The organism is Umezawaea sp. (assembly GCF_057122925.1).
Window position 1 is genome coordinate 42,437 of the sequence record NZ_DBNGPQ010000155.1, and the last position, 13,694, is coordinate 56,130.

Annotated in this window: 11 protein-coding genes; 5 read left to right on the forward strand and 6 right to left on the reverse strand. The window is 72.2% G+C overall.

The window, feature by feature from the left end; all coding sequences use genetic code 11:
- Position 1: 1 nt before the first annotated feature.
- Positions 2–1,651 carry an ABC-F family ATP-binding cassette domain-containing protein gene (locus tag AC156L_RS34905; RefSeq protein WP_330878156.1) on the reverse strand — a complete coding sequence of 550 codons (1,650 nt, stop codon included), beginning with the start codon at positions 1,649–1,651 and terminating at the stop codon, positions 2–4.
- A 137-nt stretch (positions 1,652–1,788) separates the two neighbouring features.
- Between AC156L_RS34905 and AC156L_RS34910 the strand changes: the two genes are divergently transcribed.
- Positions 1,789–2,418, forward strand: coding sequence for a superoxide dismutase (locus AC156L_RS34910; protein ID WP_330878157.1), 630 nt, complete (start codon positions 1,789–1,791; stop codon positions 2,416–2,418).
- Between the two features lie 280 nt (positions 2,419–2,698).
- On the opposite strand, the gene AC156L_RS34915 is transcribed toward AC156L_RS34910, so the two are convergent.
- From AC156L_RS34915 to AC156L_RS34925, 3 genes are all read right to left on the reverse strand, one after another.
- Complete coding sequence (locus tag AC156L_RS34915; RefSeq protein ID WP_330878158.1) at positions 2,699–4,030, reverse strand: MFS transporter; 1,332 nt, start codon at positions 4,028–4,030, stop codon at positions 2,699–2,701.
- A gap of 4 nt (positions 4,031–4,034) precedes the next feature.
- Complete coding sequence (locus AC156L_RS34920; protein WP_414719989.1) at positions 4,035–4,454, reverse strand: MarR family winged helix-turn-helix transcriptional regulator; 420 nt, start codon at positions 4,452–4,454, stop codon at positions 4,035–4,037.
- Positions 4,455–4,524: 70 nt separating this feature from the next.
- Positions 4,525–6,009, reverse strand: coding sequence for an NCS2 family permease (locus tag AC156L_RS34925; protein WP_330878160.1), 1,485 nt, complete (start codon positions 6,007–6,009; stop codon positions 4,525–4,527).
- Positions 6,010–6,086: 77 nt separating this feature from the next.
- Between AC156L_RS34925 and AC156L_RS34930 the strand changes: the two genes are divergently transcribed.
- Positions 6,087–6,350 carry a DUF2530 domain-containing protein gene (locus AC156L_RS34930; RefSeq protein WP_330878161.1) on the forward strand — a complete coding sequence of 88 codons (264 nt, stop codon included), beginning with the start codon at positions 6,087–6,089 and terminating at the stop codon, positions 6,348–6,350.
- Between the two features lie 11 nt (positions 6,351–6,361).
- On the opposite strand, the gene AC156L_RS34935 is transcribed toward AC156L_RS34930, so the two are convergent.
- Both AC156L_RS34935 and AC156L_RS34940 read right to left on the reverse strand, forming a co-directional pair.
- Positions 6,362–9,241: a sacsin N-terminal ATP-binding-like domain-containing protein gene (locus AC156L_RS34935; RefSeq protein ID WP_330878162.1), complete on the reverse strand. Its 2,880-nt coding sequence runs from the start codon at positions 9,239–9,241 to the stop codon at positions 6,362–6,364.
- A 14-nt stretch (positions 9,242–9,255) separates the two neighbouring features.
- The gene (locus AC156L_RS34940; RefSeq protein ID WP_484407641.1) at positions 9,256–10,401 is read right to left on the reverse strand and encodes a DUF3027 domain-containing protein; all 1,146 of its coding nucleotides are present in this window, start codon (positions 10,399–10,401) and stop codon (positions 9,256–9,258) included.
- A gap of 66 nt (positions 10,402–10,467) precedes the next feature.
- Between AC156L_RS34940 and AC156L_RS34945 the strand changes: the two genes are divergently transcribed.
- From AC156L_RS34945 to AC156L_RS34955, 3 genes are all read left to right on the forward strand, one after another.
- Positions 10,468–11,235: a glutaminyl-peptide cyclotransferase gene (locus AC156L_RS34945; RefSeq protein WP_330878163.1), complete on the forward strand. Its 768-nt coding sequence runs from the start codon at positions 10,468–10,470 to the stop codon at positions 11,233–11,235.
- A 90-nt stretch (positions 11,236–11,325) separates the two neighbouring features.
- Positions 11,326–13,068, forward strand: a complete 1,743-nt coding sequence (locus AC156L_RS34950; protein ID WP_414719984.1) for an MFS transporter — start codon at positions 11,326–11,328, stop codon at positions 13,066–13,068.
- A gap of 21 nt (positions 13,069–13,089) precedes the next feature.
- Positions 13,090–13,575, forward strand: a complete 486-nt coding sequence (locus tag AC156L_RS34955; RefSeq protein ID WP_330878164.1) for a DUF2771 family protein — start codon at positions 13,090–13,092, stop codon at positions 13,573–13,575.
- The last annotated feature ends 119 nt before the right edge of the window (positions 13,576–13,694 follow it).

Genomic DNA, 13,694 nt, shown 5'->3' on the forward strand with positions numbered 1-13,694 from the left:
CTTATCTTGCACCCTTCGCGGGTCGGCTGGCGAACAGCCCGCGGACGTCCAGCTCGCGGTCGACGGAGACCGCGCGTGCGAGCCTGCGGTCGTGCGTGACCAGCAACAACGTGCCCTCGTACGTGTCGAGCGCCTGTTCCAGCTGGTTGATCGCCGCGAGGTCGAGGTGGTTGGTCGGCTCGTCGAGCACGAGGCAGGTGGTGCCGCGGGCCTGCAACAGGGCCAGTCCGGCACGGGTGCGCTCGCCGGGCGACAGGGTCCTGGCCTCCCGCAGCACGGTGTCCGCGCCGACCCGGAACTTCGCCAGCAGCGTCCGCGCGTCGACCCGTTCCAGCCCGGTGGCCGACACCACCACGTCGAGCACGGACCGGTCGGTGGCGAACTCCTCGCGGAGCTGGTCGACCTCGCCGACGACGACCGACGCGCCCCGGCTCCGGTCGCCGGACACCAGCGGGACCCGGCCCAGCAGCGCGCCGAGGAGCGTGGACTTGCCCGACCCGTTCGGGCCGGTGATCCGCCAGCGCTCGCCCGCGCCGATCGTGAGGTCGACCGGTCCGAGCGTCACGTCACCGCGCTGGACGACGGCCTGCCGCAACGTGAACGCGACCTGGCTCCCCCGTCCCGCGCTGGGCAGCGTGAGGCGGAGTTCCCACGCCTCGCGCGGTTCCTCCACCTCCTCCAGCCGGTCCAGCGCGCGGTCCACGGTGGACGCCTTGGCGGCGGTGGCCTGCGAGCGCTGCTTCTCCCGGTGCCGGATGTTGCGGTCGTTCTCACCCGACCTGGCCACGTTGCGCACGCCCTGGCGGGACCACTCGCGGGTCTGCCGCGCCCGCTCGGTCAGCGAGTCGCGCTTGGTCGCGTACGCCTCGAACTCCTCGCGCGCCCGCCGTTCGGCCGCGGCCTTCTCCTCGACGTAGGCGTCCCAGCCGCCGCGGAAGAGGGTCGTGGTGCGGGTGAACTCGTCCAGCTCGGCGATGGCCGTGGTGGTGCGGGCCAGGAACTCCCGGTCGTGGCTGACGAGCACGACCGCGGCCGGGCTGCCCACGACGTGGGTCTCCAGCAGGTCGAGCCCGTCGGCGTCCAGGTCGTTGGTCGGCTCGTCGAGCAGCAGCACGTCCGCCCTGGTCAGCAGCACCGACGCCAGCCGCAGCCGAGCCGACTGGCCGCCGGACAGCTCGTGCGCGGCGCGGCGGTCGAGCAGGTCGGCGGCGAGGCCGAGCCGGTCGCACACGGCGTCCGCGCGCTCGTCGAAGTCGGCGGCGCCGATGGTCGTCCAGCGGTCGAACGCGGCCGAGTACCGGTCGTCGGCACCGGGAGCGCCCTCGGACAGGGCGACGGCGGCGCGCTCGAAGTCGGCCGACGCCTCGGCGACGCCCGTGCGGCGGGCCAGGTGCGCGCGGAGCGATTCGCCGGGACGGGGACGGGTCTCCTGCGTGAGGTACGCCACCACGGCCGACGGCGGGTGCCTGCTGACGACACCCCCGTCCGGGACCAGTTCACCGGCCAGCACCCGCAGCAGCGTCGACTTGCCGACGCCGTTGGGAGCGACCAGACCGGTGCGCTCGCCTGCGCGGACGTCGAGGTCGACCCCCACGAGCACCGTCCTCGGACCGAACGACAGCGTGACCCCGCGGGCCGTCAGGACGGACACGGGTCGACCGTTCCAGCCGCGGGTGCACCGGGCAACCGAGTTTCCGCCCGGGATCGGTCCCACCCTCGCACACCGAGCTTGATGCCAGTAAGTTGCAACTAATAGATAGTTGCAAAAAGCTGAAGGGGAGAGCCGCGATGGCCCCGTACGTGCTGCCGGATCTGGACTACGACTACGCCGATCTGGAGCCCGCGATCATCGGCGAGATCAACGAGCTGCACCACGGCAAGCACCACGCCGCGTACGTGAAGGGCGCGAACGACACGCTGGAGCAGATCGACGAGGCCCGCGACAAGGAGAACCTCGGCTCGATCGTCGGCCTGGAGACCACGCTCGCGTTCCACCTCGCCGGGCACGCGCTGCACCAGGTGTGGTGGAAGAACCTCAGCCCGAACGGCGGCGACAAGCCGGTCGGCGAGCTGGCGGCGGCGGTGGACGAGTTCTTCGGCTCGTTCGACAAGCTGCGCCTCCAGCTCAACGCCGCCGCGAGCTCGATCCAGGGGTCGGGCTGGGGCATCCTCGCCTGGGAGCCGGTCGGGCAGCGGTTGATCACGCAGCAGCTGAAGGACCACCACTCCAACCTGTCGATCGCGACCACGCCGCTGCTGGCGTTCGACATCTGGGAGCACGCGTACTACCTCCAGTACCGCAACCTGAAGGTGGACTACATCAACGCGCTGTGGAACATCGTCGACTGGGACGACGTGAACGCGCGCTTCGAGGCGGCGCGGGCCGGGCAGAACGGGCTGCTGCTCCCCACCGCCTGACAGGACTCGGCAGTGGGTGCTCCGACAAGCCGACGCTGCCGATCGGGAGCGTCGGGGTGCCGCGCGGAATGCGGTGCCCCGGCACTCCCGGACCACATAACGACGAGGCCCCGCCCCCGGCGGTACGACCGGGGGCGGGGCCTCGTCTGTTCCCGAACTGACTGCCACTCCCACCACGAAGTGACGAGACTTAGGTTAGCCTAAGCTCTCTCACTTGGGAAGCGGGTAGCCCGAAAGTGTGCGGGAGAAGTTCGTTCCCGCACCTCGGAGGCCTGCGGATCTACGTGCGGCGGTTGCGGACCGGGAACTTCGGCAGCACCAGGCCGCCGCGGCGGACCAGGACGGCGTAGCCGACCAGCGCCGTGACGATCGAGATGACGCCGCCCGCCACCAGCGGGGCCCGGCCGGTGAAGTGCTCGGCCAGCCAGCCCATCACCGGGCCGCCCACCGGCGTGCCGCCGAGGAACACCAGCATGTAGAGGCCCATCACCCGACCGCGCATGGCCGGTGCCACCGACATCTGCACGGTGGCGTTGGCGGTGGTCGTGAACGTCATCATCGCGATGCCGACCGGGATCAGCATCAGGCCGACGGTGATGAGGTTCGGCATCAGGCCTGCCGCGACCTCCAGGAAGCCGAACGCCAGCGCGCCGCCGATCAGCAGCCCGAGCCGGGGCTTGCCCCGCGTGCTGCGCTTGGCCGCGAGCGTCGCCCCGGCGAGGGTGCCGACGGCGAGCAGCGTCGTCAGCAGGCCGTACGCGTCGGCGTTGCCGCCGAACACGTTGCGGGCCATCACCGCCAGGGTGAGGAAGAAGTTCAGGCCGAACGTGGAGATGAAGAAGACCAGCACCAGCAGGATCACCAGGTCCGGCCGACCCTTCACGTACCGCAGCCCCTCGCGCAGCTGCCCGCGCTCGCGGGGCACGGGCACGGAGCGGTGCAGGCGGGAGACGTCCATCAGCAGCAGCCCGCCGATCACGGCGACGAACGAGGCCGCGTTGATCAGGAACATCCAGCCGGTGCCGATGAGGGTGATGCCGACGCCCGCGACGGCGGGGCCGACCATGCGGGCCAGGTTGAAGGTCATCGAGTTGAGCGCCACGGCGTTCGGCAGCTGGTCCTTGCCGACCATCTCGATCACGAACGACTGCCGCACCGGCGTTTCCGTCGCCGAGACGCAGCCGAGCAGCAGGCACAGCAGGTACACGTGCCACAGCTCCGCGAGCCCCGTGACGTCCAGCAGCCCCAGCGTCAGCGCGCACAGCGCCAGGCCGGTCTCCAGCACCAGCAGCAGCTTGCGCTTGTCCATCCGGTCCGCGAGGACGCCCGCGTAGAGCGAGAACACGAGGGTGGGCGCGAACTGGAGCGCGGCGGCGATGCCCAGCGCCACCGGGCTGCCGCCGGACAGCTCCAGCACGAGCCAGTCCTGGGCGACGCGCTGCATCCACACGCCGATGAGGGAGACGACCTGGCCGGACGCGTAGAACCGGTAGTTGCGGACCTTGAGGGACTCGAACATGCCGGAGCGCTTCGGTGCCTTCTCCCGCGGGGGAGGTAGCGCGATGTCCCGGTCGATCCGATCCGTCTCGCTACCACCCGCGTAAGCCGGCACCTTGTTACTGCCCCGCCATCCTGTCGATGATCTCCGCCGCGCGGGAGAGGAGTTCCCGCTCTTCCGCCGTCAGTTCAGCCAAGCGCTTGTCGAGCCAGGCTTCCCTGGCCCCCACCTCTTCGTTCACGAACGCGAGACCGGACTCGCTGAGCTGCACGATGGCCTGGCGGCCGTCGGTGGGGTGAGGCCTGCGGGTCGCGAAGCCGAACTCCTCCAGCGCGGCTATCACCCTGGTCATCGACGGGGGCTGGACGCCTTCCTTGGCGGCCAGCTCGCCGGGCGTCAGCGGCCCGCACTTGTGCAGTGTGGACAGCGCCGAGACCTGCGTGAGGGTGATCGACGAATTGGTGCGCTGGGCGCGGAGCCTGCGGTTGAGCCGAACGACGGCGAGCCTCAACCTGCTCGCCAGTCCCTGCTCCCCCACGATGTCCGTCACGTAGTTAGCATACCTCACGATATGAACCTCCGCGCCCGTCCGAGTGGCCGAATCGGACTTACGCCCCGAACAGGGCCCGGATGGGGCCGATGGCGAAGTACACGACGAACGCCGCCGCGACCACCCACATGAGCGGGTGCACGCTCCTGGCCCGACCCGTCAGCGCCCGCAGCAGCACGTAGCTGACGAAGCCCGCGCCGATGCCGTTGGCGATCGAGTAGGTGAACGGCATCACGACGATGGTGAGGAACGCGGGCAGCGCGATGGAGAAGTCGCCGAAGTCGATTTCCTTGACCTGCATCATCATCAGCGCGCCGACGATGACCAGCGCGGGCGCGGCGGCCTCGACCGGCACCACCGCGTACAGCGGTGTCAGGAACATCGCGGCGAGGAACAGCAGCCCCGTCACGACGTTCGCCAGGCCCGTGCGCGCCCCCTCGGCGATGCCGGAGGCGGACTCGATGTAGACCGTGTTCGACGACGAGGACGCCGCACCGCCCGCGACCGCGCCGACGCCGTCGACGAACAGGGCCTTGTTGACGTTCGGCAACTGGCCCTCCCGGTCGATCAGACCGGCCTCCTTGCCGAGCCCCGTCATCGTGCCGACGGTGTCGAAGAAGTCGGTCAGCACGAGCGTGAACACCAGCAGCGCGCAGGTGATCGCGGGCACGCGGGTCCACGCCCCGAAGGAGACCTCACCGACGAGCGACAGGTCGGGGAGGCTGAGGAACTCGCTCGGCAGGGCCGGGTAGCCGAGGTTCCAGCCGAGCGGGTCGACGCCCTTCGACGGGCCCGCGTGGAAGACGGCCTCGACCACGATGGACAGCACCGTCGCCGACAGCACGCCGATGAGGATCGCGCCCTTCACCCTGCGGGCGAACAGGATGCCGGTGACGAGCAGGCCGACCACGAACACCAGCGTCGGCCACGACGCGATCGAGCCGTTGATGCCGAGGCCCACCGGGACGGTCGTGCCCGCGGCGTCGGGGAGCCTGCGCACGAAGCCCGCGTCGACCAGGCCGATGAAGCAGATGAACAGGCCGATGCCGACCGCGATGGCCGCCTTCAGCTCGTTCGGCACGGCGTTGAACACCGCCTGCCTCACCCCGGTCACCACCAGGAGCAGCACGACCAGGCCGTTCAGCACGACCAGGCCCATCGCCTCGGGCCAGGTCATCTGGGGCACGATCGTGACCGCCACGAACGTGTTGATGCCCAGGCCGGTGGCCATCGCGAACGGCAGGTTCGCGACCAGGCCGAAGAGGATGGTCATCACGCCCGCGACCAGCGCCGTCACCGCCGCGACCTGGGTGACCGGCAGGATCGCGCCGAGCACGTCCTTCTTCGCCCCGGCGTCGTCGGCCGCGAAGCTGCCCAGGATCAACGGGTTCAGCACCACGATGTACGCCATCGTCACGAACGTGACCAGTCCGCCGCGCAGCTCCCGCGAAACGGTCGAGCCGCGTTCGGAGATCTTGAAGAAACCGTCGAGCTTCGAAGGTGGCGGCGTCGTCGACTCCGCGGACGTCCCTCGGGTGGCCATGTCTACCCCAATCGGTACCTGGACCGGTGCCCGGTGAGCGTGCCCGATCCTTGTTTCCGGGAGGTAGCCTGCCTGACGTGGCCGAACAGTCCGAACACGACTCGCTGCCGAGTCCTCCCCCGCTGCCCGCGAGGCTGGCCGACCCCGTGCCCACCATCCTCGGCGGCACGGCGGTGTGGGCTCTGGCCTTCCTCTACTTCCTGGTCTTCGACGTGGACAACACCCTGTGGCTGTGGTGCTGCTTCACGGGCATGGTGCTCGGGATCCTGGGGTACGGCCTGTTCGCGTGGCAGCGCCGGGCCGCGCGCCGCGGGTCGCGGGGCGCGCAGACCGGTTTCTGACCGGCCGGTCCCTAACCGAGCAGGGTGACCGGGGTCGGGTCGGTGATCAGGGCGGCGAACGCGTGCCGGTCCGCCCAGCGGTCGCTGGTCCACGCCAGCGCGCGGGCCAGGCCCTCGGGGGTGTCGACGGCGTGCACCACGTCGTCGACCAGCCACCACGAGACCTCGTGCTCGGTCCCGTCGACGCTCACGCGCAGCTCGTCGTGCACGACCACGGACCCGTCCGGCAGGTCGACGCCGAGCAGCTCGCAGGCCAGCCGGACGGCGCCCAGCTCGTGCCACGGGACGGCGTCGCCCCCGGTCGTCGGCACCCCGTCGACCTCCTCGGACGCCAGCGGCAGCGCGAGCAGCTCGGCCAGCGCGTCGGCTCCACCGTCGGCGGCCAGCACGCCCTCCGGGGGCAGCACGCCGAGCAGCCACGGCAGGTCGAGCACGACCACGTCGTCGGCGGGCACGGCGGCGCCGGTCAGCACGCGCACCCTCTCCGGCGGGGTGATGCCGCCGGAGTCGAGCAGGTGCGCGACCTCGGCCAGCGCCGCGTGCGCCGTGAACACCAGCGCGTCGGCGGGCGTCCGCTCCGGGTCGCCCAGGCGCCGCAGCAGGTCCCGCACGTCGTCGTCGCCGCGCACGTCCAGCTCGGTGCGCACGCCGACCGCGACGAGCACGTGCTCGGGCAGGCCGACGTCCGGCACCACGTCGTAGAGCCCGGCGAGGGACTCGGCGGTCGGCAGCCGCCAGTCGCACAGCGGCACGCCGTCGAGCGTCGCGTACTGCGAGAGCCACCAGCCGGTGTAGCCGTCCGGCTCCCGCACCGCCCGCCACGCCACCGGGTCGGCGGCCAGCATCGCCAGCGCGGCGGGCCACGCGTCGCGGGCCACCAGGTCGAGGTCGCGGATGCCGACGACGCGGGTCGGCGGCTCCGGCGACGCGGCCCACCAGTAGCCCTCGTCGGCCAGGTCGTGGTCGGGCTCGGTCGGGTCCTCGTCCACGACCACGCTGAACCCGTCGACCACGCCGATCGCGGTCAGCACCGACCGGGGCCACTGCTCGGCGACCTTCGCGTCCAGCACGCCGATCGGGGCGTCCGGCTCCAGCACGTCCAGCAGCGCCGAATCGGGCAGCACCAGCTCGTCCGCGCGGCGCCAGTCGCCGGAGGCGTCGGGCAGCACGAGTTCCGCGAGCCACGGCCGGTCGCCGGAGCGCATCCCGGAGCGGTCGACCAGGCGCAGCACGGCGCGCACGAGGTCGTGGCCGTCCATGCCCGCGTCGACCTCGTCGGCGCTGCGGTGCACGGCCTCGCGGATGGCCTCGGAGTCCAGCAGTTCCACCGGCCCGGCCTCGACCGCGCCGAGGCGGGTCAGCAGCCGGTGCACGGCCTCGGGGTGCGCGATCCGCAGCCCGGACACGTCCACGCCCGCCAGCAGGTCCAGGGTCTCCTGGTCGGCGTCGAGGACCAGCACGCCGCGCGGGCTCGTGACGGTCCGGCCGTCCGCCAGCGGGACCGGGAGGCCGCCCAGGTCCTCGCGGGCCTTCGAGTCGACCTCGGCGATCGGGTCCAGCTCGGCGTAGAGCCGACGCCACCAGTCCGGGTCGCCGCTCAGGCCCGCCAGCGCGTCCACGACGTCGCGCATGGTCAGGCGGCGAACCTCCAGCGCCGCCAACGCCTTCGCGTGCTCGGGCAGGGTGAGCTCGGCGTCGAGCAGGCCGGGGATCACTTCTTCCAGGAGTTCGACCAGTTCCTCGGAACCCGCGTCGAGCACCTTCGCCTTCGCGGGCGAGGCCCACTCGCCGCTCGCGAGCGGCAGCCATTCGGCCGTGCGCAAGGCCTTCAGCACGCCGGCGCGCAGCACACCGTCCACTTCGGACAGAGGGAAGCCGGGCAGGGGGACGAGCGTCGTCCGTTGCACGGCGGGCAGCTTCGCGACCAGGGCCGGGTAGTGCGCGGCGGCCTCGGCGAGCACGGCGTCCACGGCGGGGCCGGGCTGCACGCGGCGGCGCGACGGCTCGACCGGCAGCGTGGCGAGCAGCCTCGCGGGCAGCGACAGGCGTTCGTCGGTGGGGGTCGGCGCGTGCAGCACCTCGTCGGCCAGGACGCCGTCGGACGGCCACGCCCAGCAGATCGACCACTGCGGCCGGGTCTCGACACCCGCCACGAGCGACGCGGGCAGCTCACCGGAGACGCGGTGCAGGACCCAGCGGGTCGAGCCGTCCGGGCCGTGCAGGACCACCACGTCGTCGTCGACGTCCTCGCGGGTCCACACCCGGTCCGCGATCTCGACGCGGTTCAGGCCGGGCAGCGCCAGCAGCAGGTCGCCCGCCTGGTCGGCGAACTCGGCCAGCAGCGCGGCCCCGTCCACCTTCAGCGGCAGCCGGACCTCGGTCGCGAAACCCGCGGGCACGTCGGTCTCGTCGCTCGGCCACACCAGCCGCAGCACCGGCACGTCGCCGCCGCGCTGCTCGGCCGAGTCCGGCACGGCGGCACGGGTGCGCTCGGCGGAGAAGGCGACGGCGCCGGAGGTCGACACGACCCTGGGGGCGTCGGTCACGGCCAGCACCGCGGCGAAGCCGACGCCGAACTGGCCGATGGTGCCGGAGTTCTTGGTCGACGCGCGCAGCGACGCGAGCGCCGTCACACCGGCGGCGTCCAGCGGCACGCCGGTGTTCGCCGCGCGCAGCTCGCCGTCCACAACGGACAGGCGGAGCACGCCGGGCTCGGCGCCCGCGGCGTCGGAGGCGTTCTGCGCCAGCTCGACCAGCAGCCGGTCGCGGTAGCCCCCGAGGCGCAGGTCCTCCTCGGCGTTGGCGTCCTCGCGGAACCTGGTGGGCGAACCGCGCCACGAGGCCAGCACGGAGTCGCGCAGCGCCTCCGTGCCGAAGGGGTCCGAGGGCACGGCGGGCTCCTGGGTCACTGGGTCGTGGTCTCGTTCTCGTCCTGCGCCACGTCGGCCGCGGGAGTCCCGTCCTCGGGGACCTCGGCTGCCGGCACGTCGGCTGCTTCGACCGCGGGAGCCTCGGACACCTCGGCAGCGGGTTCGGGAGCCTCGGACACCTCGGCAGCGGGCGTCTCGTCCACGACGGGCGTCTCGTCCACGACAGGCGCCTCGTCCACGACAGGCGCCTCGTCCACTGCGGGCGCCTCGTCCACGACGGCCGCCTCGTCCACGGCAGGCGCCTCATCCACGACAGGCGCCTCGTCCACGACGGGCGCCTCATCCACGGCAGGCGCCTCGTCCACGACGGGTGCCTCGGCCTCAGGTGCCTCGTCCACGGCGGGTGCGGGTGCCTCCGCGACCGGGGTGCGCTGCTCGTTGGGCTCCACGTCGAGCTGGGCGTCGTCGTAGACCACGTCCGAGACGGGGATGCCGACGCTCATGTCGATCTCGACTTCGGAGTGCGCGCCGCAGCCGTACTCCACGTGCACCACGCGGCCGTCCGCGGGCGTCAGCTCGTTCGCGCACACGCCGAACGCGGCACCGAGCGAGCCCTTGATCTGCTGGTAGAAGCCGCAGCTGCCGCACGTGGCCGGCGCGCTGCGGGCCATGTCGCTGAGCGGGCCGAAGTCGCCGCCGTGCCAGCGCTCGGCGGCGTCGAGGCGGCCGTTGCGGCCGAGCACGCGCACGCGGCCGAGGCCGATCTCCCGCGAGACCTCCTCGATCGCCGGGTCCTCGGACTCCAGGTAGCCGGGCACCAGCCGCGGGTCGTCGCGGCGGGTGGGCATGAGGTCGCCCACACCGAGGTCGCCCGCGCGGACGCGGTCCTCCCACGGCACCCAGTCCGGGGCGACCAGGGCCTCGTTGCCGGGCAGCAGGACGACCTCGCTCACCGAGAGGGGCGTGCCCTCCCCGGCGAACGCGACCGTCACGGCCCAGTTCCAGCCGTGGTACCCGGCGTGGTTGGCCTCGAAGAGGTGGGTGACCGAGACCTCGTCCTCACCGAGCACACCCACGTGCGCGCCGATGCGTTCCTGGCCTGCTTCCTCCTGCGCGGCGGCGCGGGCGAGATCGACGGCTTCGGAATCGGCGAGCACCGGCTGCGGCTGCTGAGTGGGCATTGGGGTCACAGGTGAATTGTGCCGCACGACTACACAGCCGCGTGCACTCGTGTCACCCTTCTGGACGTGCGGAGGCTTGCGGCGTTGGCAGGACTGGTCCTCGTCGGCGCGTGCTCGACCGCGCCCGCCCCCTCGGGAGGCCCGTCGAAGGGGCCGTCGAAGGTGGAGGTGCTGGCCACGATCCCGCACGACCCGACCGCGTTCACGCAGGGTCTGGAGCTGCGGGACGGCGTCCTCTACGAGGGCACCGGCCTCGAAGGCGAGTCCTCGGTGCGGCGTGTCGACCCGGACACGGGCACCGTCCAGCAGCGGGTCGACCTGCCGGGTCCCCTGTTCGGCGAGGGCATCACGCTCGTGGGCGACCGCGTCTGGCAGATCACCTGGCAGGACGGGATCGCCATCGAGCGGGACCGCACGACGCTGGCCGAGGTGAAACGGGTCACCTACGACGGCGAGGGCTGGGGCCTCTGCCTGGACGGCGGGCGGCTCGTGATGAGCGACGGCACGGCCGAGCTGACGTTCCGCGACCCGACCACGTTCGCCGAGACCGGCACGGTCGGCGTGACGAGGGACGGGCAGCCGCTGCCGATGCTCAACGAGCTGGAGTGCGTCGACGGCGTCGTGTGGGCGAACGTGTGGCAGACCGACGAGATCGTCCGCATCGACCCCGGCAGCGGGAAGGTGACGGCCGGCGTCGACGCCGGGTCGCTGCGCCCCGCCGACGTGCCGAGGGCGAACGTGCTCAACGGGATCGCGGCGGTGCCGGGCACGGACGAGTTCCTGGTGACCGGGAAGAACTGGCCGAGCGTGTTCCGCGTCCGGTTCGTCGAGTGAGCCACCGCGCGGTGCCCCGGAGCGGGTGATTCCGGTCGGCCGTTCGTCCGTTCGCGCACGCCCGGCCTCCGCGTGAGGCAGGATTGACACGTGAAGCGCTCCGGTTCGGACGACCCGCACGGCACACCCCGTGCCCGGCGCGGCTGGAGCGGCGGGCGCAGGTCCCGCCGCGGGCCGGAGCAGCCGACGGGCATCACCGAGTGGCCGCCGAGCCCGCCGCCCCAGGCCGCCCCCCGGCAAGCGCCACCGCCGCCCCCGAGGCGGCAGCCACCACCCCGGCGGGAACCGCCGACGCGGTACCCGTGGGAGGACGACGACTACCAGCCGAGGCAGGCCCCGGAGGCGCGCTTCGACCTCGAACGACCGAGCCGGATGCGGCCCACCAGGCCGTACCCGACGGGTGAGCCGCCGGAGCTGGGGCGGGAGGGGTCGCGGCGGGAGCGGGTGCCGGTCTCGGAGCAGCCCACCACCCCGACGCTGCCGAAGAAGCTGACCGTCACCAGGGTCGCGGTGTTCCGCGGCAGGCAGCTCGGCCAGCGGGCCGTGACCGCGTTCCGGAAGGCCGTGCACGCCGACGGCGCGGAGAAGTCCGGGCTCACCGCCCTCACGTACGCGGTGATGCTGAACTACGCCGCCGACGCCGCGATGGCCGTGGCGCTGGCGAACACCCTCTTCTTCTCGGCGGCGACCGGCGAGAGCCAGGGCAAGGTCGCGCTCTACCTGCTGATCACCGTGGCCCCGTTCGCGCTGATCGCCCCCGTCATCGGTCCCGCGCTGGACCGCATCCAGCGCGGCAGGCGCATCGCCCTCGCCGCGGCCTGCGTGCTGCGCGTGTTCCTGTCGATCGTCATGGCGCTGCACTTCGACGACTGGGGCCTCTACCCGGCGGCGCTGGGCAGCATGGTGCTGTCCAAGTCGTTCACGGTGCTCAAGTCCGCGATCACCCCACGGGTGCTGCCGCCGGACATCACGCTGTCCAAGACCAACGCCCGCATGACCGTGTTCGGCCTGGCCGCGGGCGGTGTCCTCGGTGCCGTCGCGGCCGGTTTCGCCCAGCTCTTCGACTCCCCCGGCGCCCTCTGGTTCACCGCCGCCCTGTGCCTGGCCAACGCCTGGCTGTGCCTGAGGATCCCGGCGTGGGTGGAGGTCACCGAGGGCGAGGTGCCGACGTCGCTGCGCACCGGGGCGAGGAGGGCCAAGCGCCAGCCCCTCGGCAGGCACGTGGTCGTGTCGCTCTGGGGCAACGGCACGATCCGCGTGCTGACCGGCTTCCTCACGCTGTTCGCGGCCTTCGTCGTCCGCGCCCAGACCGAGGGCGACGCGGGCAAGCAGCTGCTCCTGCTCGGCGTCATCGCGGGCGCGGCGGGCGTCGGCAGCTTCCTCGGCAACGCGGTGGGGGCGCGCCTGCACTTCGGCAACCCCGACCAGGTCGTCGTGGCCTGCCTGAGCGCGGCGCTGACCGTGGCGGTGCTGGCGGCGGTCCTGCCGGGGCTCACCACGGCCGCGATCGTCGGGCTGGTCGGGGCCACGGCCAGCGGGCTGGCGAAGATCAGCCTCGACGCCGTGATCCAGGACGACCTGCCCGAGGAGTCCCGTGCGTCGGCGTTCGGGCGGTCGGAGACGATCCTCCAGCTGACGTGGGTGTTCGGCGGTGCGCTCGGCGTCCTGCTGCCCGCCACGTACTGGATCGGGTTCACGGTGCTGTCGGTGCTGCTCGCCGCCGGGCTGACCCAGACGGTCATGTGCCTGCGGGGCGGGTCGCTGATCCCCGGCATCGGCGGCGACCGGCCCGAGCACCCGAACGCAGTGCACCCCACCAAGCCCATCGGGTGAGCGTGCGTAGAGTCGGCCGACGTGCGCCGAGTCGTCAGTCCGCTGGTCTGTGCCGTTCTGCTGCTGGCCGGGTGCTCGGCACCCCCGCTGCCCGAGGTGACGTTCTACTCGTCGGGTCGGACGATCAACGTCCACCCGACGCAGCACTGCGACCTGGAGTCGGAGAACTGCGTGGTGGACTCCGGGGCCGTGGGGGTGTTGCGGGTGCTGCCGGGGCTGCCCGTGCAGATCTCGGTGCCGGGGGAGGTGGCTGATTCGGCGTGGTCGGTGAAGTTCACCTACCGGAACGCCGACGGGGTGGAGCAGGAGCCGCTGCGGAGCAAGGTGTTCACCAGCGCTGAGCCTCGGTACGCGTACACGCTGACCCTGCCTGGGGAGGGGGATCAGCTGGAGAGCGTGGAGGTTCAGCAGTTCGGGCGGCGGGTGCAGATCGATGAGACCGGGCAGATCCAGTTCGTGGCTCGGGCTACGTGGGTCTTGTCTGTGGATGATCGGGGGGCTCGTTAGGTACCCGCCGGTTCCAGCGTGGTGCGGCCGATGTGACTCGGGGCCCCTCTCGTGAGCCTTGATCGGGCCACGAGAGCAGTCCCGAAAGCCTGCCCGATCATCAATTTCAAGGCTCAGAA